The sequence below is a fragment of the Sphingomonas sp. F9_3S_D5_B_2 genome, assembly GCF_054263715.1.
This window is the reverse complement of record NZ_JBSZFB010000002.1, coordinates 213,681-233,169: the sequence shown is the minus strand read 5'-3', so window position 1 is coordinate 233,169 and position 19,489 is coordinate 213,681. Positions and strand designations below refer to the sequence as shown.

The 19,489-nt window shown below is 60.1% G+C and carries 24 protein-coding genes; 9 read left to right on the top strand and 15 right to left on the bottom strand.

What is annotated here, in order from left to right; translation table 11 throughout:
• Nucleotides 1–5: 5 nt before the first annotated feature.
• From maiA to ACUXST_RS07000, 5 genes are all read left to right on the top strand, one after another.
• Complete coding sequence (gene maiA / locus ACUXST_RS07020; protein ID WP_458389257.1) at nucleotides 6–647, top strand: maleylacetoacetate isomerase; 642 nt, start codon at nucleotides 6–8, stop codon at nucleotides 645–647.
• The gene (locus ACUXST_RS07015) at nucleotides 644–1,459 is read left to right on the top strand and encodes a class II aldolase/adducin family protein (RefSeq protein ID WP_458389256.1); all 816 of its coding nucleotides are present in this window, start codon (nucleotides 644–646) and stop codon (nucleotides 1,457–1,459) included. The genes maiA and ACUXST_RS07015 overlap by 4 nt, the downstream gene beginning before the upstream one ends.
• A gap of 85 nt (nucleotides 1,460–1,544) precedes the next feature.
• Complete coding sequence (locus ACUXST_RS07010) at nucleotides 1,545–1,982, top strand: hypothetical protein (protein WP_458389255.1); 438 nt, start codon at nucleotides 1,545–1,547, stop codon at nucleotides 1,980–1,982.
• A 3-nt stretch (nucleotides 1,983–1,985) separates the two neighbouring features.
• Nucleotides 1,986–2,318, top strand: coding sequence for a transcriptional regulator (locus ACUXST_RS07005; protein ID WP_458389254.1), 333 nt, complete (start codon nucleotides 1,986–1,988; stop codon nucleotides 2,316–2,318).
• A complete protein-coding gene (locus tag ACUXST_RS07000; protein WP_458389253.1) occupies nucleotides 2,315–3,463 on the top strand; it encodes an L-lactate dehydrogenase in 1,149 nt (382 codons plus the stop codon). Before ACUXST_RS07005 ends, ACUXST_RS07000 begins: the two co-directional genes overlap by 4 nt.
• Here the strand turns inward: ACUXST_RS07000 and ACUXST_RS06995 are convergent, their stop codons facing one another.
• Genes ACUXST_RS06995 through ACUXST_RS06985 form a run of 3 tightly spaced genes read right to left on the bottom strand, consistent with a single transcriptional unit; the run spans nucleotide 3,464 to nucleotide 7,718 of the window.
• Nucleotides 3,464–5,803 (bottom strand): putative bifunctional diguanylate cyclase/phosphodiesterase, encoded by a 2,340-nt coding sequence (locus ACUXST_RS06995; protein ID WP_458389252.1) that lies wholly within the window; start codon nucleotides 5,801–5,803, stop codon nucleotides 3,464–3,466.
• Nucleotides 5,804–5,806: 3 nt separating this feature from the next.
• Nucleotides 5,807–6,424 (bottom strand): methylamine utilization protein, encoded by a 618-nt coding sequence (locus ACUXST_RS06990; protein ID WP_458389251.1) that lies wholly within the window; start codon nucleotides 6,422–6,424, stop codon nucleotides 5,807–5,809.
• Nucleotides 6,425–6,476: 52 nt separating this feature from the next.
• Nucleotides 6,477–7,718: a hypothetical protein gene (locus ACUXST_RS06985; protein WP_458389250.1), complete on the bottom strand. Its 1,242-nt coding sequence runs from the start codon at nucleotides 7,716–7,718 to the stop codon at nucleotides 6,477–6,479.
• Nucleotides 7,719–7,943: 225 nt separating this feature from the next.
• On the opposite strand from ACUXST_RS06985, the gene ACUXST_RS06980 reads away from it, so the two are divergent.
• Nucleotides 7,944–9,830, top strand: a complete 1,887-nt coding sequence (locus ACUXST_RS06980) for a tyrosine-type recombinase/integrase (protein WP_458389249.1) — start codon at nucleotides 7,944–7,946, stop codon at nucleotides 9,828–9,830.
• A gap of 850 nt (nucleotides 9,831–10,680) precedes the next feature.
• Here the strand turns inward: ACUXST_RS06980 and ACUXST_RS06975 are convergent.
• Nucleotides 10,681–10,818, bottom strand: coding sequence for a MucR family transcriptional regulator (locus tag ACUXST_RS06975; protein ID WP_458389248.1), 138 nt, complete (start codon nucleotides 10,816–10,818; stop codon nucleotides 10,681–10,683).
• Nucleotides 10,819–11,294: 476 nt separating this feature from the next.
• On the bottom strand, nucleotides 11,295–11,666 hold the full coding sequence (locus ACUXST_RS06970) for a bleomycin resistance protein (RefSeq protein ID WP_458389247.1): 372 nt from the start codon (nucleotides 11,664–11,666) through the stop codon (nucleotides 11,295–11,297).
• A gap of 878 nt (nucleotides 11,667–12,544) precedes the next feature.
• Here ACUXST_RS06970 and ACUXST_RS06965 point away from each other — a divergent pair.
• On the top strand, nucleotides 12,545–12,793 hold the full coding sequence (locus ACUXST_RS06965; protein ID WP_458389246.1) for a DUF6894 family protein: 249 nt from the start codon (nucleotides 12,545–12,547) through the stop codon (nucleotides 12,791–12,793).
• Nucleotides 12,794–13,043: 250 nt separating this feature from the next.
• On the opposite strand, the gene ACUXST_RS06960 is transcribed toward ACUXST_RS06965, so the two are convergent.
• The 6 genes from ACUXST_RS06960 to ACUXST_RS06935 all read right to left on the bottom strand — a co-directional run bounded on the left by ACUXST_RS06960 (nucleotide 13,044) and on the right by ACUXST_RS06935 (nucleotide 15,138).
• On the bottom strand, nucleotides 13,044–13,205 hold the full coding sequence (locus tag ACUXST_RS06960) for a hypothetical protein (RefSeq protein WP_458389245.1): 162 nt from the start codon (nucleotides 13,203–13,205) through the stop codon (nucleotides 13,044–13,046).
• Nucleotides 13,206–13,211: 6 nt separating this feature from the next.
• Entirely contained in the window at nucleotides 13,212–13,445 is a 234-nt protein-coding gene (locus ACUXST_RS06955; protein ID WP_458389244.1) for a hypothetical protein, read from the bottom strand.
• Nucleotides 13,446–14,099: 654 nt separating this feature from the next.
• The gene (locus ACUXST_RS06950; RefSeq protein WP_458389243.1) at nucleotides 14,100–14,312 is read right to left on the bottom strand and encodes a hypothetical protein; all 213 of its coding nucleotides are present in this window, start codon (nucleotides 14,310–14,312) and stop codon (nucleotides 14,100–14,102) included.
• A gap of 93 nt (nucleotides 14,313–14,405) precedes the next feature.
• Nucleotides 14,406–14,528: a hypothetical protein gene (locus tag ACUXST_RS06945; RefSeq protein ID WP_458389242.1), complete on the bottom strand. Its 123-nt coding sequence runs from the start codon at nucleotides 14,526–14,528 to the stop codon at nucleotides 14,406–14,408.
• A 31-nt stretch (nucleotides 14,529–14,559) separates the two neighbouring features.
• Nucleotides 14,560–14,799, bottom strand: a complete 240-nt coding sequence (locus ACUXST_RS06940; protein ID WP_458389241.1) for a hypothetical protein — start codon at nucleotides 14,797–14,799, stop codon at nucleotides 14,560–14,562.
• A gap of 69 nt (nucleotides 14,800–14,868) precedes the next feature.
• On the bottom strand, nucleotides 14,869–15,138 hold the full coding sequence (locus ACUXST_RS06935) for a cold shock domain-containing protein (protein WP_458389240.1): 270 nt from the start codon (nucleotides 15,136–15,138) through the stop codon (nucleotides 14,869–14,871).
• A 408-nt stretch (nucleotides 15,139–15,546) separates the two neighbouring features.
• Between ACUXST_RS06935 and ACUXST_RS06930 the strand changes: the two genes are divergently transcribed.
• Entirely contained in the window at nucleotides 15,547–16,119 is a 573-nt protein-coding gene (locus tag ACUXST_RS06930) for a recombinase family protein (RefSeq protein ID WP_458389239.1), read from the top strand.
• Between the two features lie 213 nt (nucleotides 16,120–16,332).
• On the opposite strand, the gene ACUXST_RS06925 is transcribed toward ACUXST_RS06930, so the two are convergent.
• The 4 genes from ACUXST_RS06925 to ACUXST_RS06910 are packed head-to-tail and all read right to left on the bottom strand — an operon-like array spanning nucleotide 16,333 to nucleotide 18,503.
• The gene (locus ACUXST_RS06925; protein ID WP_458389238.1) at nucleotides 16,333–16,893 is read right to left on the bottom strand and encodes a RipA family octameric membrane protein; all 561 of its coding nucleotides are present in this window, start codon (nucleotides 16,891–16,893) and stop codon (nucleotides 16,333–16,335) included.
• The gene (locus ACUXST_RS06920; protein ID WP_458389237.1) at nucleotides 16,857–17,285 is read right to left on the bottom strand and encodes a hypothetical protein; all 429 of its coding nucleotides are present in this window, start codon (nucleotides 17,283–17,285) and stop codon (nucleotides 16,857–16,859) included. The genes ACUXST_RS06925 and ACUXST_RS06920 overlap by 37 nt, the downstream gene beginning before the upstream one ends.
• Before the next feature lie 50 nt (nucleotides 17,286–17,335).
• On the bottom strand, nucleotides 17,336–18,004 hold the full coding sequence (locus ACUXST_RS06915) for a hypothetical protein (protein WP_458389236.1): 669 nt from the start codon (nucleotides 18,002–18,004) through the stop codon (nucleotides 17,336–17,338).
• Nucleotides 17,970–18,503 (bottom strand): hypothetical protein, encoded by a 534-nt coding sequence (locus ACUXST_RS06910; RefSeq protein WP_458389235.1) that lies wholly within the window; start codon nucleotides 18,501–18,503, stop codon nucleotides 17,970–17,972. The genes ACUXST_RS06915 and ACUXST_RS06910 overlap by 35 nt, the downstream gene beginning before the upstream one ends.
• 595 nt (nucleotides 18,504–19,098) lie before the next feature.
• Between ACUXST_RS06910 and ACUXST_RS06905 the strand changes: the two genes are divergently transcribed.
• Nucleotides 19,099–19,419, top strand: coding sequence for a hypothetical protein (locus tag ACUXST_RS06905; RefSeq protein ID WP_458389234.1), 321 nt, complete (start codon nucleotides 19,099–19,101; stop codon nucleotides 19,417–19,419).
• Nucleotides 19,420–19,489 lie beyond the last annotated feature (70 nt).

Genomic DNA, 19,489 nt, shown 5'->3' with positions numbered 1-19,489 from the left:
AAGGCATGAGCCGTCCCATTCTCTACGACTATGCGCGGTCTTCGGCGGCCTACCGGGTGCGGATCGCGCTGAACCTCAAGGGCGTCGACTACGAAAGCCGGCAGGTGAACCTGCTGGAGAACGAACAGCGGTCCGACGCTTTTCTCGCCATCAATCCGCAAGGTCTCGTGCCAGCGCTGGAGATCGACGGCCAGCGTCTCACGCAGAGCCTCGCGATCATCAACTATCTGGACCTGCGTTATCCCAACCAGCCGCTGATCCCGGTTGTCGCAGCGGAGCGCGCGCACGTGGTCGCACTGGCCATGGCGGTCGCCTGCGACATCCATCCGCTGAACAACCTGCGCGTCCTTCGCTACCTGAAGAGCGAGCTCGGCCATTCGCAGGAGGAGGTCGACGCCTGGTATGCGCACTGGCTCCGCGAGGGACTGTCCGCACTTGAGGCACTTGCAAGGCCGCGTGCCGGCAACTTCCTGTGGGGCAACGGCCCCACCGGCGCCGACGTCTGCCTCGTGCCGCAGCTCTACAATGCCCGACGGTTCAACGTGCCTATCGATGATTTCCCGACCCTGCTTCGGGTCGACGAGAATGCCAACCGGCTCGAGGCGTTCGCAGCGGCGCACCCGGACCGGCAGGAGCAGCGTCCATGAACCGCGTGGAAGGCATCAACCGCGGCATCGGCGAGCTGACACCGCTGAATTCCGTCGAGATCCCCTCGCTTGAAGGCAAGGTTAGCGCCGAAGAATGGGCGGTCCGCGTCGATCTCGCCGCGGCTTATCGGATGGTTGCGCATTACGGTTGGGACGACCTGATCTTCACGCATTTATCGGCGCGGGTGCCGGGGCCCGAGCACCATTTCCTGCTGAACCCGTATAATCTCATGTTCGAGGAGGTCACGGCATCCTCGCTCGTCAAGGTCGATGCGAGCGGCAATCCCGTCGAACCGACGCCGTTCATCACCAACCCGGCCGGCTTCATCATCCACTCCGCGATCCACTTGGCGCGCGACGACGCCCAGGCCGTGATGCACCTCCACACGCCTGCCGGACAGGCGGTGTCGGCTCACATGGAAGGGCTGTTGCCGCTGACGCAGACGGCGATGCTGATCCGGGGCGAGGTCGGTTTTCACGAGTACGAGGGCGTTGCGGTAGACCTCGATGAGCGGGAGCGGCTGGTCGAGGACCTCGGCCACAAGAACGCGATGCTGCTTCGCAACCACGGCACGCTCGCCATCGGCAAGAACGTCGGTGAATGCTTCATTCGACTCTATTATCTGGAGCGCGCCTGTCAGGCGCAGATCATGGCGCTGTCTGCCGGCGACAACCTGAATCACCCGCCGCAGGGCTCGCCGGAAGTCACCGCCCAACAGGGTGCCGTCGGGCTGCCGATGGCTGCCAATTTCCTCGCTTGGCCCGCGCTCAAGCGGAAGGCTTACCGGCTCGACCCGAGCTTCGCGAGCTAGCGACTTTCCACATCGGAAAGTTTTCACTTGCCAATGTGGAAAGTTGCACTATCACTTTCCGCATTGGAAAGTGAAAGGGGTAATCATGGATCATTCGGAAGCATTGTCTGCGCTCGATGCAAAGCGCGCCGCAGAGGCGCAAATGGCGCGCGCGGCGAATTGTCCACCGTGGCGTCACGCGGTGTTCGGGCTGATGATGGGCGGGCTAATCGCGAGCTTTGCGTTCGAGTTCGCGATCCGCACGGCGATCCTTGTCCTCGTCCTCGCCTGCATCCCGCTGATAATTCGCTCGGACCGCAAGCGCATGGGAATGTTCATCAACGGCTACCGGCGCGGGAAGACCCGCGTCGTGACCTTTGGGCTCCTGGCGCTTTGGGTGCCGCTCTACGCGCTCAGCGTGCACTATTCCCTCAGCCGAAACGACCACCAGATGCCCCTGCTGCTGGGGCTCATCGGCTTTGCAATCGGAACGGCGGGAAGCGTGTTGTGGCAGCGCGTGTTCGTCCGCGAAATGGGCGCTTAGAGGATGGACGTCCCCACGGGATTCGACGCGGTGCTCCACCCGCCGGCGCGACTGCAGATCGCGGCAGTCCTCGCCCAGGCGCAGGAAGCCGAGTTCGCGCTCCTCAAGAACATCACGGGCGCGAGCGACTCGGTGATGTCCAAGCACCTCTCCGCAATGGCCGATGCAGGTTACGTCTCGCTACGCAAAGCTGCGTCGGATGGGCGGCAGCGAACGTGGGCGAGCCTGACGTCGGCCGGGCGCCACGCATTCCGCGACCACGTGAAAGCGCTTGAGGGTTTGGCCGCGGCAGTGGCAAGTGAAGCCATGGAAACGGGCGGCCGAAACCTCGCTTGAGCCGGAAAGCGGTCAACGTCACTGACTATCGCGCGCTCGCGAAGGCGCGGCTGCCCCACTTCCTGTTCGAATATCTGGATGGCGGCTCGTACGACGAACTGACCCTGCGGCGGAATGTCGAGGATCTTCAGGCGATTGCGCTCCGCCAGCGCGTGCTGCGCGATGTCTCCAATATTGACCTTACGACCAAACTATTCGCCGAGCGTCACACAATGCCGGTCGGCCTCGGGCCCGTCGGGCTCTCCGGCCTTTATGCCCGGCGCGGCGAAGTGCAGGCCGCCCGCGCCGCTTCCAAGGCAGGCGTGCCGTTCGCACTGTCAACGGTCGGGGCCTGTTCGATTGGGGAGGTTGCGCGAGCGGGCCTGCCGTCCTGGTTCCAGCTCTACTTCGTGAAGGACCGTGGCTTCGTCCGCGAAATGGTCGCGCGCGCAAGGGAGGCCGGCTGCGGCGCGCTGCTGGTGACCGTGGACCTCGCGGTGCCGGGCAGCCGCTACCGTGACCATCGTTCAGGCCTTGCGGGATCCTCGGGACTCCGCGGGAGCAGCCGACGGCTGGCTCAGTCGCTCTTTCGCCCGGCCTGGGCCTGGGACGTGGGAGTGCGCGGCCGCCCCCACACGCTCGGCAACGTCGAACCTTTGCTCGGCCGCGGGAGCGGGCTTGAGGACTTCATGGGCTGGATCGCCAGGAACTTCGATCCGAGCGTCACCTGGAAGGACGTCGAGTGGCTTCGGGCAGAGTGGCCCGGACCGCTCGTCATCAAGGGCATCCTCGAGGCGGAAGATGCGCGCGCAGCGGTTGATGGCGGCGCGGATGGGCTTGTCGTGTCGAACCATGGGGGTCGGCAACTCGACGGGGTGAGATCCACGGCCCAGGCACTGCCGCGGATCAGGGATGCAATCGGGAGCCGCGTTAGCCTGCTTGCCGACGGTGGCGTCCGTTCGGGCCTCGACGTGGTTCGCATGATCGCGCTGGGTGCTGACTTCGTCCTGCTTGGCCGCGCCTGGGCATATGCGCTTGCCGCTGCAGGCGAGGTTGGGGTTGCCCATGTCTTGGAGCTGATCGAAGGGGAAATGCGGGTCGCGCTGGCCCTGACCGGCGTCACTGATGTTCGCGGGATCGGACCGGAGATTTCCGACCTCGCCTGACTAGGCGACGTTCTTCATGCCGAGATCATCGTCGTGGAAGAGTTGCTCGACGTCGACGAGCGACATCGGCTCCGCGAACAGGAAGCCCTGCACCGACGAGCAGCCATGTGAGCGCAATTCCATGAGCTGCGCTGTTTCCTCCACGCCCTCGGCGGTGGTCTCGATATCGAGTGCGTGCGCAAGCTCGGTGATGGCGCGCACGATCGCGCTGGCACCGTCGCGCGTCAGCAGGTTCTGGATGAAGCTGCGGTCGATCTTGAGCTTGTCGAACGGGAAGCTCTGCAGATAGCTCAGCGACGAATATCCCGTCCCGAAATCGTCGAGCGCAATGCGGACTCCAAGGCTGCGAAGCGAGTGGAGCAGCTTCAGGGTCGCGTCGCTCCCTTCGAGGAAAATCGACTCGGTGATCTCTACCTCCAGCCGTGACGGCGCGAGGCCGCTGTCGGCAAGGGCACGCAAGATCGTCTCGTGAAGCGCTGCGCGGTGGAACTGCACCGGTGAAACATTGACGGCGATGCGCACGTGCTCCGGCCAGCGCGTGGCTTGCGCACATGCTTCGCGAATGACCCAGGCACCGATCGGGATGATCAGACCCGTATCTTCGGCAACTGGGATGAAATCGGCGGGCGAAACCAGACCGCGTTCGGGGTGGCGCCAGCGGATCAACGCCTCGAACGAGCAGATGCGGTTCTGCTCCAGATCGAACAGTGGCTGATAATAGAGCTCGAATTCACCGCGCAGCAGCGCCGCCCGAAGGTCGGTCTCGATCTGCCGGCGCTCCTGGGCACGCTCGTTGAGGCTCTCTTCGAAGAAGGCGAACGTGCCGCGGCCGGCTTCCTTGGCGCGGTAAAGCGCCAGGTCGGCGCTGCGCAGGAGCGTTTCGGCATCGACGCCGTCTTCCGGCGCCATGGCGATACCGATGCTGGTCGATGGCATCACTTCGTTGCCGTCGATGCGGAATGGCTGCCGCATCGTTTGCAGGATGTCGGCAGCCAGGTGATCGGTTGCATTGCGGTCGCCGCGAAGCGATTGGAGCACGACGAACTCGTCGCCGCCGAGCCGCGCGACGAAGTGCCCCTTGGCGGCTTCAAGCAGGCGGTGCCCGGATTCGATCAGCAAGGCGTCCCCCGCGGGGTGACCGAGCGTGTCGTTGATGACCTTGAACTGGTCGAGATCGAGGCAGTGAAGCGCGAAGTGGCTCCCGTTGCCGCTCGACACACGCAGCAAGTGCTCGAGCTGTTGCTGGAACATGGTCCGGTTCGGAAGGCCGGTGAGGACGTCATTGAACGCAAGCTGGGTGATGCGCTGCTCGCGCTCGGCGATCTTGCCGACCATGTCGTTGAAGCTGTCGGCGAGGCGCGCCAGCTCGTCTGATCCGCGCACCCGGACATGGACGTGCTCGCCAGCAGCAAGCCGGCCGGCAGCTTCGTCGAGACGAGCAAGCGGCTGCGTGATGCGGCCCGCCGCGCGCCAAGTTGCGAACGCTGCCGCGAGCAATCCCAGCAACGTCATGACGGCGAGCGCAATCTGTAGCTTGCGTGCGTCCGCCAGCGCTTCTGCCTTCGGGTAAGCCAGAAGCAGGACCGCGTCCCCGGATCCGGAGAAGGTCGGCAACTGCTTGGCGAGCGCGATCGAACGCCGAGACCCGAGCGTCATCTCAAACGCGGTGCCGGTGCCGACATGCGCCTCGGCCTTGGCCGCCGCTCCAGGGCTGAGCGCCGACATGCTTCCCGCAGCCTCGGACCAGCGGCCATGGCTCCGCGCCAGAACGGCGGCGTGAAGCGGAATTGCGGACAGGCGTTCCAGCGAACGCATCTCTCGCTGGTCGAGCTCGGCGGCGAAGACGACCCAGCCGATCAGCGTAGGTGCCATGATCGGAGCAGCGACAACCTGCCGCGGTTGACCGGCGAGCACGGCCACTCCGGTCAGATGCCCGTCGTCCAAAGGCGTCCACAAGGCTTTCGCCTCGGCCGGGCGGATCGCCGGGTCGATTCCTGCCGTGGTGCCGTCGGCGCTGACGATGAAAGCCGTGTGCACCCGGAGTCGTGCAGCGGCGTTGCGCAGGGCCGACTGGATCGTCGCTGCGTCACCCGTCGCAACGGCCGCGCGGAAGCCGAAATCTCGGGCAAGCAACTGCGCGGCGTTCTGAAGCTCGTGCGCCCGCTGCTGCCACAGGCGATCGTAGACGGCACCGCTCGACTGGAGCTGGCCGGCGACCTCTCGTGACGCCGAGCCTGCAATGAACGTCGAAAGCGCCGCCGAGACGGCTAGCATCGCGCCCGCAAACAGCAGTGCGAACTGGACCGTCAGCCTGGCGCTCAGTGAGCGGAATGACCGCACCTGTTAGTAGTCCGACATATTCATCGGCGCCGGCGGTGGTCGGAGCCGCACGGCGACGCGCAGCGCGCGTTGCGAAGCGCCGATCGCCTGCTGCAGGGGACCCGGTGCGCGCAGGTAAGGGTGCCAGACCTGCAGGCGGCCAGCGGTTGCAGGTGCGTCGGCGAAGTTCGCCATGCCTTGCGCATTGGTGCGCGCCGTCCAGGCGCTGTCCGTGACGACGATGAATGCCGTCATGGCGTCGTGGATGTTGCAGCCCAGTGCGACGACGCCCGGTTTCTCAAAACGAACGGTGCGCGACTGGTCCTTGGCGAACAGCTTCAACTCGAACCGCTTGGCGGGTGAGAAGGAATAGACGTGGTGCTTGGTCGGGTCGAAGTTGGGGAACGACACGTCAGCGCCAACGGGGACGATCGACAGGAACGGCTGGAACTGGAGGTTACGCTGGGCGACTAGGTAGCGGCCGGCGGCCCGGGCGGGACGAGCGCCAGAGGCAGGGTAGAAGGTGACGACCGCGTCGCGCACCGGCTTGCCCGAAGAATCCACCACGCGCACCGACAAGGGAGCGGCAAGCGCCGCACCCGACAGGCACAGGCCTGCCGCAAAACTGATGAGTCCACGCACCATCGCGGGAGATTAAGCGGGCGAGGGTAAACGCCTGCCCTACCGAACGTGGTTACCAGCGTATTTGTACTTCGGTCTGGAGCTGCGTTTGCCGTTGACGTGGGGAGAGCCCCAACTCGCCGCGATCCTGCCGCCGGCTCGATACGTGAAGCAGTTCGACGAGCCCGGTCACCGGTCCCCACTCGCGCTTTCCGGCGATCATCCCTGACCAGCCGCTGTCGTTATATTCGTCGGCCACCTCGCTGCCGTCGTTGCGGGTGTCGAAGGCTTCGATCCGCCCGGCGAGGCCGATACGCCCGATCGCCCGGCTGGCGAGCAGATAGGCCGAGCGGAACCGCGTTTCGACGAGCCGGTTCGCGCCCTCATAGAAACCCATGCGCGTCGTCCCGCTCATCGCCTGCGACTTCAGCTGCAATCCGCCTCCAAGGTCGGCCGCGGCGGCAATTTGGCTGAAGCGGGTGCGCCATCCCCATTCCAGGTCTGGGTTCGCGTCTTCGGGATTCGCCCGATTATCGTAGCGGAATAGCTCGATGCGGACGGGCACAGGCGGTTGCCAAACGAACTTCGCGTAATAGCCCGGGCGGTCGGCAAAGCCTGCGTGCACGTCCAGCAGCGGATGCGTGAAGCGCGGCTGATACTCCGCGATCTCTCCGTCGAGGGGCGGCAGCGGTTGGCGGCGGAACGCGAGCGTAACCCGGTCATGGAGCGCCCAGCCGCGGAATGTCAGGAGGGTGCCGGCTGTGTCATTGCCGGCCATCGCCGCCGCAGTGAAACGCAGCTTGTGCTCGCCAATACTCACGGCGGCGGTCCCCTCGACCGCAACCGGCCGGACTTCCTCTCCCACCCAGCTGTTGATTGCAGAGGGAGTAATCGAATCGCGCACGTGCCAGTCGGCGCCTTCATGCTCGAGCGAGATCGCGGGCCACATCAGGCCAGCCCTGGCAGACACGGAAACCCTGCTGCCGCGCATCGCTTTGAAGCTCAGGAACGCCTGGCTAAGCCCGGCTTCCGTCCGCTGCCCGCCCTGAAGCTGCCCGACCACGGTTGCACCGAGCGACCACGTAAAGTGCGGCTGCCACGCAAGGGTCATGTTCCCGAGCTGCGGCTGGACACGGATGTCGCCGTCGCTTCCGGTACGGAGCTTACCGAAGCCGCCATCGACCCAGCTTGGCTCACCATCGACCGCGACCAGTCGAACGTCGCCGGTCAGCTGAAACGCGTCCGCGGAAAATAGGTCGAGGTTGGCCTGGGCGTCCGCCGGCGCTGCGCACAGCGCTCCGATTGCGCAAGCCATAGCGGCCGCGCTGCAACGAAGCAGGCGTGTGGCGAACCGAGCCATGTGATCCGCTTACGCGGACAAGGTTAAAATAGCGGTTAGAACGCGAGGGGGCGATCAGCCCCGGCGGACCTCCGGAGACGGAGGCAAAGAGTTGGTCGGGGAGAGAGGATTCACGGCGATCAGACGGCAAAGGGCGCTAGATCAGTAACTTACTGACAACACGTCACTTTTCGGCGCGGAATGTATAGGCGTGGGTATAGAGACGAGCGCCGTGCCAGCCGTTTTGCAACGCTTGCAGCGAGCGGAGAGAAGTTTCTGCACTTCGGAAACGACTCGCCGTTGAGCGTGATTCGCCGCGACCATACAGAATCGCGGATGCAGCATAGGAAACGCGCCAGACCTGATACCCCCGAACGCTACTTGTGGCGCAAGCCTGGCGCTCGCCACCTGTGGTTCCGCATGGCCGTGCCGGTACGGTTTCGGCTCGTCGAGGCGAGAAAGATTGTTCAGCAGAGCCTTGGAACGGCTGATCGCAAGATCGCGTCCCTACGTGCAGCGGAGCTTCGTCTTGGCCTCATGAGACAATGGGACGCCCGGGCCCTGCCGTCAGCCCAGTCCAGCCAGGAGCCCGCCGAGGTGGACCTGCAACGAGCGGCCACGGACCTTGGATACACGCGCACTGACGCCATGCTTAACGAATGGTGGTCAGCAGCCAAGGACGCTGGGGCGGACGGTTTTGGTCATTACCTGAACCACCTAGGGCAGCGGCGTCGGCGATACCTTGAGCAACGCGAAACCTCCGAGGCTAGCCTGTGGCGGTACGTTGCCGAGCAGTTGGCTACCGAAAACGGCTGGACGCTCACGGACGAGACTCGTGAGCGGCTCGGGCAGATGGTCGCGGAAGCTCTGATTGATCGCCTTCGCGTTGAAATGGAGTGGAAGAACGGCAATTTTGCCGTGGAGCCGAGCAGCAAAGTTGTTCGTGCTGGCCTCAAGGCCAGAAGCACCGGCCGAGCCGATGGCGAGCCTATCGTCCTCCTCTTTGAACGCTACGCCCAGCAACGCTTGGCAGAGGGTCGGAAGCGGGCGGACACGGTAGCGCAGGACCGCGTAATCGTCCGGCAGTTCGCCTCGTTCGTCGGCGATCATCGAAGTGCTCGCAGCATCGTCCCGGCCGATATCAGGGACTGGCGTGACACGGTTGCGGCACTCCCCCCGGCTTTCAACTCCGCCGCCGCCTACCGAGACCTTTCGCTTCGCGAAGCAGCCGCAAAGGCCCGCGAGAGTGGTGCGCGGAAGCTTAGCCCAACCACCGTGAACAAGTACCTGTCCACGGTTTCGCCATTCTTCGGCTGGTGCGTCCGTAATGACTATGCCGACCGCAATCCCTGCGATGGGCTGTTCTATGACTTGGTCAAAGGTCGAAACCCCCGCCCGCCGTTTTCGTCGGTGCAACTCACCGAGCTGCTGCAATCACCACTGTTCACCGGGTTCGAATGCGACGGACGTGAACACCGTCCAGGCGCGAAGCAGGCAAGAGATTGGCGGTTCTGGATACCGCTCGTTTGCCTATTCACTGGTGCCCGCATTAGCGAGATTGCGCAGTTGCGCTGCGATGACGTGCAAGCGGACGGCGACACCCCGTACCTGTGCATCCGGCATGACGCTGCTCGTGGACAGCAAACCAAATCAGGCAAGAACCGAATTGCCCCCCTGCACCACAAGCTCATCGAGTTGGGGTTCTTGCACTTCGTCAAGCAGCGCCGCGATGAAGCCGGGTGCGAGGATGAATTCCTATTCCCCAATCTGGAACGGAACAGCCGCGACTGCATCGGAGCAATACCGTCCCGCTTCTGGCGCGACTACCTTCGCCGCATTGGCATTAAGGCGAATGCAGACGGGCTCGGCTCTCATTCTTTCAGACACACCGTCGCCGATCTACTCCGTCAAGCCGGCTATTTAGATGACGAGATTGAAGTAGCGCTCGGTCACAATCAGAAAACCGTCACGGCGGGATACGGCATGTTGAAGCAAGGTACTGTTCAGCGACTAACCAGCATGATCGAAAGTATAAACTTCGATGAGTTCTGGACAGTAGAAACAAATAGCAAAATCTCTAGAAGATAATGTGGTAGTTGTAGTCACTGACGGTGGAACGGCGATTCCGGATGGTGTATTTATCCGTCATCCAGAAATGGAAATCTATCAGAAAGGAGGCCCAATGATTGCCAAGACGAATTTCTTCCCATAAATGGATAGAACAAGCATTTTCTAGTGCTACCGCCAAGCGCGGTGGTGCAATAAAGCGCAAGCTCAGCAGTATTCATAGATATGCCAGTCTCGACCAGTTTCTGCGCGAAGTCCGAGTCCGTGGATTTCGTGCCGTGATGAACGAAGACTATGTTATCGTGTTCTGCAATCCAAAAGTTATCTTTCTAGTCTAAGCAGAAAAGCGGTTGGTTGATTTCCGACCGCTTTTTTGGTATGATATTTCTCAAGACTGACCCTTACATTGGCTGGAACGTCGTTAAACAATCACCCAAGCCAAACAGCTTCTTCAGTTGGGCTGATCACAACTGAGACATTCACGAATTGGCTTTGATGGTCGGCTCCAAAGCCCATCCCCAATCACGAATGCAGAAGCTCACATAGGTCAGCACCGACTCCGGGGTTCTTTCCAAGCGAGCTTACGTTCGTAGACCTTCCGGCCCCCCTGAAGGCCAGATACAGGCCGAAGGGATAACCTATCTACTGCGAACAGCAGGGTGATATACGTCCTAATGCATTCATTAGGTATCAAACGTGGCGTGGCTTCCATTCTCTCTCTTTCAAGGAGAACAGACAACAAGCAGGTAGGGTAAACGGAGTGAAATGTATTAGGGACTTTCCGTTACATATATCTAAGTACTTAAAACACTCTTAGATATCACCCTAACGGAAGGTAGAGTCATGCCTAGTTGGATTTTGCAGACTTTCTTTACTTGCGCTCACTCTTCCGCTTACTCCCTAAGCCAATTTGCTTTGCCATAGCCCGCCTCTGCTCAGAGTAATTCGGGGCAGTCATTGGATACGTGTCAGGGAGTCCGCAGTCTTTCCGGTACTGCTCGGGCGTCATACAATGGATGGCTTGAGGTGGCGGCGAAGCACAACGGGATAGCCCCTGCTGGGCCGGAATGGACCCTGGAGGAGGTGAAGCGCACTAGGAGAACGGACGCCGTACTCCGGGCCAGAGCGGCTGTGCGGCCATCGCAAGCCTGACACAGAAAAGCAGCCGAAGTCCTAGAGATATCCGGCTGGAGCCATCCCAGTCCACTCTGAAACGACCTGCCCAAATATCCAAAGCTCACACTTCAGACTGTGCAAAGTTTATACATATTTACAGATGTTTAGCTGAAGTTCGTGTTTCTTAACAGTCCGCCTTAACTTACCTATCGGCACTTAACTCTTCAGCGTGCTGGAGCCTTAACGGGAACCCTCCAAATACCTTGATCGCCTGTTCTATCTGATAGTCGGTCAGCACAGGCGTGATTCACTCTATCCTCACATGAGGTATCCGGGGCTTGAATGTCTGCTTTGGCTGGCAAGCAGACTTCAATCGGGCGCCTGAACTAGCCTGAGTAAGCTTCCATCCGGGTCGATCACTGCTCCGACTAATCCGCCCCAGTTCTCACGCTTCGGTGGATGGGCGCTCGGCCGTCCACTCGCTTGTTCCGACACCCCCGCCGCGAGGACTTCTTGGTAGAAAGCGGTAACGTCCTGCAATCTGAAGCAGGAGCCAAACGCGCTCGTGCTGGGGTCAAAATCTGGATGGTGGAAAAACTCAACCAGCAGGTCGCCTCGTTTCATAATCATCCAACCGTCGTCTCGCCAAGTCTCGACGAAGCCAAGACTGCGGTAGAAGCGCGAGGTGTTCTCAAAGTCGCGGGAGGGGAGATTGGGCGTGGCAACATCCGACGTGTTCATCAGCCCGTTAGAAACGGGAAAGCTTATGTCTGCAATGGGTCGAAAGCAGACATTCCGTTATTAGCAGGGATGGGTGGGAAACCGCCGTGCAAGCTTCCTTGACGGCAGGGACTGGTGCGAAGCTGTCGCGAAGTTGGCATACTCACTCAGATGACCTTAAAAGCTTTTTCGCGGCGCCAAGGTACCGCGCATTGCGCGTTTTGAACCCAGTCGTCGCTGACGATAATGTCGGACACGCGACTCGGAACAAAGGAGGCGCGCTTTAGCCGGCTTTGAAAGCGATGAAGCAATATCGGATTTACTGCCTCAATGAAGAAGGCGGATTTGCAAAGGTGCACGAAGTTCTCGGGGTGAACGACCACTCGGCGTTGGCCCATGCTCGTAGCCTAGCTCACCGTGGTGTCTGTGAAGTTTGGCAGGGTTCGAGGCTAGTAGCGCGCGTGGAACACTCAGCCGTTTGATGTGTGTTCACGAATCGTTCTCGCCCGCTTATCCCGATGGCATGTCCACAAAGCACGTCCGCACTACGGGCGACCTGGTGCGCTTCGGGTGCAGCCTGCGGGTTGATTGCGGAAGCTGCGCCGCGGCCCATACGATCACCGGACCTAGAGCTGTGGCATCGTTCGGCTTGGTGCCGCTGAGGCAAGCACAGAGCCGGCTGAAGTGCTCCAGGTGCGGTAGGAAGCAGGCTAGGCTTGTGGTGCTCGATCCTCTGTAACCAGCGCACCTGATGACCGCACTGCCTTGAAACAGACACCGCGCTGATTTGCATCAGTGTAAGTACGGCAAGCACCCCTTATGTACTAATCATCGGTAGCCCTACTCGGCTGTTACCGCCTGAGAGACCGTTAGCGCTCCCGCCTTTTGAGGAGTGCAACATGGGTCGCTATTTCTTCCATCTCGTAGACGGCACGGACACGATCCTCGACCCTGAAGGCGTCGAGATGGCGGAGGGCCAGATCGCAGCGGACACTCTTCGCCAAGCACGATCGATAATCGCCGGCGATGCAGCGACGGGCGAGATCAACCTCGACTTGAGGATAGAGGTCAGGAACGACCGAGGCGAGCTAGTTCACCGCTTGCCATTCGCTGAAGCAGTGAAGGTTCGTGAGGATGCTGCTGCCTAGCGCGCCCAGCAAGCGCAACGACTCGTTTCGCCTGTGGATAACTGCTAACCTGCCGCCGGGGGCAAAGGCACATGGCGCAGTATCGGATCTACTGCTTGGACGGCGTCGGTAAGATCACCAGGTCGCACGAGATTGACGCTAAGAACGACGACGAGGCGATTGTTTTCGCCCGGCGAATGAAGCTCGGCGTCAAATGTGAGTTGTGGCAGCGTGACCGGTTCGTGGCCAAGCTAGACGCTCAACCCGCGTCCTAGCTCGGTTGAGGCGAATCGGCTTCGATACTGCGAGCTTCCGCTTCCAAATCTTCAGCGATCTCGAGCAGCAGCTTCTGCGCCGCCTCGTCGGCGGTGCTGTCCGCTATGACCCGGCACTCGCGGGCACGCGCCCAGAACCGTTGCGCCTCTTCTCGCATCGAACATCAGGACTCATCAGGCAGCGAGGCGTTCCACGGCTGGCCCGAACTAGCGATGTGCTTTGCCGCCTGCGCTTCGATCTCGGCAGCTTCGATCTCTAAATCCTCGGCCACTTCCAGCAAAGCGTGCCGGTCGCGATCGTCCCGTGCCTCCGCCGCCAGAACACGACATTCCTGGGCGCGTTTTCGGTAGCGCTCCGCGTCGTCTGTTATCAGCGAGGTTCCAACCTGCAGCTTCACGCCGCGCCGCGTAGGACAGCTGATTGTCGGTCGGCAAGGGCGCGGCGCTCACATCTGCAGTCAGTGCACGGCTACCCAGAACACGTAAGCAAACACCGCGACGATAAAGATCCAAAGGGTTGCCGCGCCCAACCTGACGCTACCCACGCCTAGCGCTCCCTACCCGTTGCTCCGCGTAGAGTTTTGCGAGCTCCTGGTGGACGCGTCGCGCAGCTGCGTCCGTGCTCTTCTTAGCTGCCGCTCGCTCCGCCATCTCTCGCGCCAGAAGGTCTTCTTGAGAGATCCGGCCACCGGGGCGGTTAGATTCTCCGTGGTCGCAGTGGAAGCTAACTATTGGGCCGCCGACACTCACATTCGCCATTGTAGATCCGTTGCTCGCTAATACTGGGCATCCCAATGATCGTGCGAGCTGTGGGTTGCGGCGGATTAATCCGTGTTATTAAGAATGTAGCAGCCTGCCGGTGATGTTCGAACCCGCACGCGGATTACTCAGCTAACCCTTGCTCTTCAGCAGCTTCAGAAGGCTCTTGCGTAGCGATCCGCCCGATAGATGCGCGTCGACGCTCTCATGCCCTTCCTTGGACAGCTTGTGGCGAAGCTCGTCCATCGATCGGCATTCCGACGCTAGCTGGCAAGCGCGTTCCACGATACCGCTCACGTTACCCTGTCTCCGCGTTTTCGATCGAGGGCGAGCCAGTGCGAGAGCACTTCGGCAACCTTATCCTGCGGACCCAGGTTCTCCGCCCACGGATCGCTTGAACTGGTGCCGTGCATCCACACGCAGCCGCGCTCGTCGGGGCCTTCGATGTAGAAGAGGGCTTCTTGTTCAGCTTGCTCTGGTGCGCTCCTCTCGACCTCCTCGGGCACGCTTCGACCCCGTGGGCGCCCGGCTTTAAGCGCAAGTCAATTGCCGGAGCAGTTCGAGATGGGCCGCATAGTGTCGCGATGCGCTGTCCAGCCCTAATTGACTCGCATCGACTGAGCGATCGCTCCGAACGCAGCCGCAAGGCGCCGGCGCGTTTCGCGATCGCGCTCATCAGCCTGGGCGTATTCGTCGGCATAGGAGCCGAAGTTCTCCGTCAAGAGGGTTAACTCCTGTCGAACTTGGCAGGGTTTAATCGAGATCGCCGCCGTCGTCGTTCTCATCTTCGTCAGCGTTGATGCCCGATGCTCTTCGCTGGGCAGTCTCTGCTTGGCGCACCTTTAGTTTGGCGGCACTGTTTTCCTCACGCGTGGCAGCAGCGTCATGCGCGTCTGCGGACCGCAGTTCGCGTTCGCGCACGTTGGGTAGATTAGAGGCAGCGGCGGCAGCACGCGCCTTGTCTGCATTGCTTCGGTGTAATGGGTTCTTCACCCCAGCCTCTCCCTAAAAATCGTGGCGGCTTAGGAAGACCGCCAAGCAACGCATAGTGCCGAAGGCAGACTAGTTCTTCACCTTGCGGGGCTGTGCTGGTGCCTCGCCATGTTGCGCTGTGGATGTGTCCACGTCGAGCACCTTGACGACCGCAAACTTGCCGCGAGCAAGTTCCACCTCAACCCTTACCGCTGTGCCGCGCGGGACAAAGTAGAATCCGCCGTCCTTCAGAACGGCCATTCGTAAGAATGCATCGCCCTGATGATCATCCAGTTTGACGAAACCGAATTGCTTTTCGAGATTGAACCAGCTCACCCGGCCTGTCGTGATCATCACCATTATCTAACCGGCTTGGGTGCCGTTTCCACCCCATTATCTGGGGTGTGCTTGCAAACCTACGCAATCACGGAGAAGCCCGATTCCAAATGAGCGCGGGCGCGGAAGCAGTTTGGTGCGCCCCAACGACCTGCCGCAGGCGATCAAGCATACGCGCACATGCCCCTACAACCGATCGCCACAAGTAGTTCGACCGGCGGGCACCTTGATCGCAACCGCTGGCGAGCAGTGCAACCCCCGTGACTATGATCTACGTTTGTCCGGGAAAACTAGCCCGGCCTCGCGGGTGATGGCGTCGGTCGAAATTGTTCGTTTCCGATACACGGCTCTAAGCTGTATCGAAAACTTGGACTCGACTCTTTTCGATACACGATCAATAACGAGCTACCATTCCGATACAGGAGATGAGTCGTGGCTCGTACTTTCGCCTACTGCCGAGTGAGCACTTCTGACCAAACCACTGACAACCAAGTTCGAGAGATTGAAGCGGCTGGGTTTAGGGTCGAACCTAAACGAGTTGTCACTGAGACCGTCTCCGGCTCCACTCCCGCAAAGGAGCGCAAGGGCTTCGCCAAGCTCGTGGACAAGCTGGAGTCAGGTGACGTGCTCGTGGTCACCAAGCTGGACCGGCTCGGTCGGAATGCAATGGACCTCCGGGCGACGGTCGAGCAACTCGCATCAGAAGGTGTCCGGGTTCATTGCCTGTCTTTGGGCGGAGTGGACCTCACCAGTGCGGCCGGGAAGATGACCATGGGAGTTATCGCTGCTGTGGCCGAATTCGAACGGGACCTGCTGATTGAAAGGACTCAAGCTGGACTGAAGCGAGCGAAGGCGTCCGGTAAGCAGCTGGGGCGGCCGTCAGCCTTGTCGAACATCGATAAAGCAGCGGTAAGAGCGAAGCGCTTGAAAGGCGCTTCCCTCGGCGTTCTGGCGAAGGAATACGGAGTCTCACGGGCTGCCATTCAGAGGGCAACAGCCGTTTAGAGTTTATGCGCGGAGACGGAGGCAGCCAAACTTCATTCATAACAAGTTGTTTTCGCTGGTAAAACTTACCGCAAAAATATTGTTCCAATAGCAGATCCACTAGCCGGGAGAGGCCCTTTTCCGCCTAACAGCCGGGTTAACGCGCCCATTTACTAGTTTAGCGGAGCAGCCGGGATAGAACCCGGGGAATGGCGCACGATGCGATGGCACATCCTATTTTGGCGAAAGCATGTGTGACACAGCCGCACAGATTGAGTGCCATGGGACGTTGACGGCGATTTGAATAAAGTAAAGCAAGATGAATACCGCTGGTATCCACACCTCGACCGTATGAAACGGACGGTGGCGCTTTTTTGTAGCTTCCGCTGGTGCGTCTTCGGCAGGATGCAATCTGGCCCACTCGTCAGCGAACGGCTGAACAGCGAGGGTCTTTTCTAACTCGTTGATCACGCCAAACTTTGCGTCATTGAGCGATGCATAGCTGGCGATGCTACGCGCCCAAAGAACGCTGATCGCGATACCGGCAACAGCAATAACAACGCTGTTGCCCGCCTCCAGCTTCATCGTTCGGAGAAGGGCTGAACCCCCGACGATCAGCGTGTTCACAGACAAATAAAAGCTGTTCGCTGCTTGCCGACGCAAGCTGACTCGGTCGGCCATCTCAACGAGCAACTTGTAGATTTCTAGGCGCTCTGAGGCTTCGCGCGTCGCGGCTTCCCTGTCCAGCTTTGGAGCGGTCAAAGTCGGCTCAGGAAATTGGTTATATTCGGCCAAGTCCAATCAACGACTGGGACGCCGCTAAGCTGAGAGGGTAGTGAAGTGGGCCGATTGTCCTGCGTTGCATACATGCCCATTATGGGCACCCGCTCCGCTTTCGCAGTCGCAATTTCAAATAGCTCGCCCGTTGCTCTGGCGGTGTTGCGCGTCACAAACGCGATTACCCCGTCGCAACCTTTGATGCGTGTTCGGCAGCGGCTTTCCCAGTCAGTTTCCCAAGGCTGCTTCACCGACATATCAACAAACTCGAACGGGGTGCGTTCATTGGACGCTTGTCCAACTAGCCGGTCGCGGGCCCATTTGTCTTCGATAGGAAATGCGATGAACACGCGATGATTTTTGGCCATGAGCTTCCTCAATTCTGGCATTTGGCGATCCGGCACTTCCATGATCGACCGAGCTAGCCATGTGTCAAGCCGAGCGGCAGAGGTGCGTCCGCCTACTGGGAGATAATCTGGAAAAGTCGGCTGCGAAAATAGGCGTTCACCGTTTCGACTTCATCCCACACTGGGATCCCAAAGTGCGCGTCTAACTCTTGGCCGATGATGCCGAGAGGAGCGGGAATTGACCGGATGCCGTAATAAAAGATGATGAACGCCCTGCTGTCCACGGCTTCATGCCCACGTGAAATGCAGTGGTTCCTCAGGAGCACTTTGGAGAGCAGCGCATCTCGCTTCATGGAGCGCTGCTTCCCGGCATCGAAGGAGCCGTTGCCGCGCTTAATCTCGTAAGAGGAAACGATGCCAGTCTGGTGGTCGAAAACCACGGCGTCTATCTGAAGGTGTGCATCCCCGGCATGGTCCCCAACGTAGGGCAAATGCGTGTTGGCTAGTGTTTCCGGGTTATTCCCCGCTGCGGCAACCGTTGTCGAAGCTTGCTGTTGGACGCCGAACCTATCGACACCCCAAACTGTGTAGCGGTCGCTCTGGTTCAAGCACTCAACGATTGCCCGCTCAATGATGGGGCCGTGCCTTTTGTAGGCCGAGCTTAGGACGCTGGTCATTCGAGAGAAAAGCGTCCCGGCTATCGGGTCTGGTCTGAATTCAACTGCCGCTAATGCGTCAACAGTGGCATCAACCTGTGGCTTTAAGATATCCAGTATCGCCATAAGCTTCGAACAGCTCCCGCTGACCTACGGCAACCTTCCGCCGACTAGCTGGCATATCATAGTCCTGGGTTCTTTCGAGCGACTTCCGGCACGGGGGAATCCAAACCAATTCCGTCGAGGTCACCGGCTCATTTAGCCACACGAACCAAGCATACCCGGTTGCGGTCGAAGCCTTCTTGTCCAACCGCCCCTTCACCATCGGAACGCGTTCTACAAATTGAGCAAAGGCGGCGGGCGGCTCGGGCAGGAATAACCGTTCGTAACGGCCAACGCTTTCGATGAAGACGGTTCTAGCCAGAATTGCGACCCCGCGGCGGGCAATTTTTCTGGCGCGGTTGATGAAGTCTTCGGCCAAATTGAAAGGCGGGTTTGTGATTACCCAATCGAATGAAGACAGTCCGTAAGGGGCGATCTGAAAATCCAACTCTTTACCGTAACCGTAATCGAATTTGTCTGACGCCGACGTATCGGCAAAATACTCTCGCAACACCTTATCCATGTGTCCCGCGCCGCAAGCTGGTTCGAGGCACGTTTGGTTTCGCAGGCCGGGCGAGCGCGGCAGCAACACATGCTCGATCAGCGCTCTGGTCGCCCAAGGCGGCGTTGGAAAGTCGTCAGGGCTGTCCTTGGCCTCTGTCCTTTGAGCCATAACTGCGTGGGAACGGTTCTGCATGCGGGCGGCCTTAAGCTGACAACTTCAGCACTATGGCATAGGTCGGATTCAGAACAAAGAGGGAACATGAAATTTCTGTGGGTGATATAGCGGAGTCTGCCGAAACGCCGCCTGGGCTAATAAGGGTCAGATCAGCCTCTCCGGGGTTGGCGGTCGAATAGCTCCCATCGAGAGCAACTCAGCGTCCGTTGCTAGCTGGGCCACACGACTTCCCATTCCAACCGTAGCCCATTTCGGGCCTCTCAGGCGCGATTTGAGGCTCGGGGGCTGGGACTGATCCGTCGCCCAATGATGACCTTCCTCTGGATGTGCGACAGTATAGTAAAGCTGCCATGCAACGAACAACACTCCACTAAAAAGAAACGACTAACCGTTAACCTACGGCTTGTATTGATGTATACTACGGCTTTTGGAGTACTGAATGAATACCGTGACTTTTAACCTTATCGATCAGTCGGAAGACGACTGGACCTGCGACACCGACATTTTATGCCAGTTCATTGATGACGCAATGTTTGACCTCGGCTTCGAGCGAGAGGATGGCAAGCGCGCGAGCTATAGGCACAGAAGCAATCACCTGGGCCATTATGAAGCTGCTGTGGAACAGGCTTTAGACGCCGCGGCTGAGCATGACGGTGCATCCATCATCGCCTCTCACACGATCGACTTTTACGAGAGCCCATGTCTACTGTTCAACGGCCGCCCTGATCCGGCACTATTTGGGCCCTTGGTGGCGGACTGAGGGACGCAACTGGCCCCTTCACTCACGCTCGCGATTGTATATTGTAGAGTATAGAGTCGAGCGGCTCGTT

Excerpts from the sequence above, each read along its gene's own strand:
- maiA (WP_458389257.1), top strand. The coding sequence starts at position 6 with ATGAGCCGTCCCATTCTCTACGACTATGCGCGGTCTTCGGCGGCCTAC.
- ACUXST_RS07015 (WP_458389256.1), top strand. The coding sequence starts at position 644 with ATGAACCGCGTGGAAGGCATCAACCGCGGCATCGGCGAGCTGACACCG.
- ACUXST_RS07010 (WP_458389255.1), top strand. The coding sequence starts at position 1,545 with ATGGATCATTCGGAAGCATTGTCTGCGCTCGATGCAAAGCGCGCCGCA.
- ACUXST_RS07005 (WP_458389254.1), top strand. The coding sequence starts at position 1,986 with ATGGACGTCCCCACGGGATTCGACGCGGTGCTCCACCCGCCGGCGCGA.
- ACUXST_RS06985 (WP_458389250.1), bottom strand. The coding sequence starts at position 7,718 with ATGGCTTGCGCAATCGGAGCGCTGTGCGCAGCGCCGGCGGACGCCCAG.
- ACUXST_RS06980 (WP_458389249.1), top strand. The coding sequence starts at position 7,944 with ATGTATAGGCGTGGGTATAGAGACGAGCGCCGTGCCAGCCGTTTTGCA.
- ACUXST_RS06975 (WP_458389248.1), bottom strand. The coding sequence starts at position 10,818 with ATGACGCCCGAGCAGTACCGGAAAGACTGCGGACTCCCTGACACGTAT.
- ACUXST_RS06970 (WP_458389247.1), bottom strand. The coding sequence starts at position 11,666 with ATGAACACGTCGGATGTTGCCACGCCCAATCTCCCCTCCCGCGACTTT.
- ACUXST_RS06965 (WP_458389246.1), top strand. The coding sequence starts at position 12,545 with ATGGGTCGCTATTTCTTCCATCTCGTAGACGGCACGGACACGATCCTC.
- ACUXST_RS06960 (WP_458389245.1), bottom strand. The coding sequence starts at position 13,205 with ATGCGAGAAGAGGCGCAACGGTTCTGGGCGCGTGCCCGCGAGTGCCGG.
- ACUXST_RS06935 (WP_458389240.1), bottom strand. The coding sequence starts at position 15,138 with ATGGTGATGATCACGACAGGCCGGGTGAGCTGGTTCAATCTCGAAAAG.
- ACUXST_RS06920 (WP_458389237.1), bottom strand. The coding sequence starts at position 17,285 with ATGGAAGTGCCGGATCGCCAAATGCCAGAATTGAGGAAGCTCATGGCC.
- ACUXST_RS06915 (WP_458389236.1), bottom strand. The coding sequence starts at position 18,004 with ATGGCGATACTGGATATCTTAAAGCCACAGGTTGATGCCACTGTTGAC.
- ACUXST_RS06910 (WP_458389235.1), bottom strand. The coding sequence starts at position 18,503 with ATGGATAAGGTGTTGCGAGAGTATTTTGCCGATACGTCGGCGTCAGAC.
- ACUXST_RS06905 (WP_458389234.1), top strand. The coding sequence starts at position 19,099 with ATGAATACCGTGACTTTTAACCTTATCGATCAGTCGGAAGACGACTGG.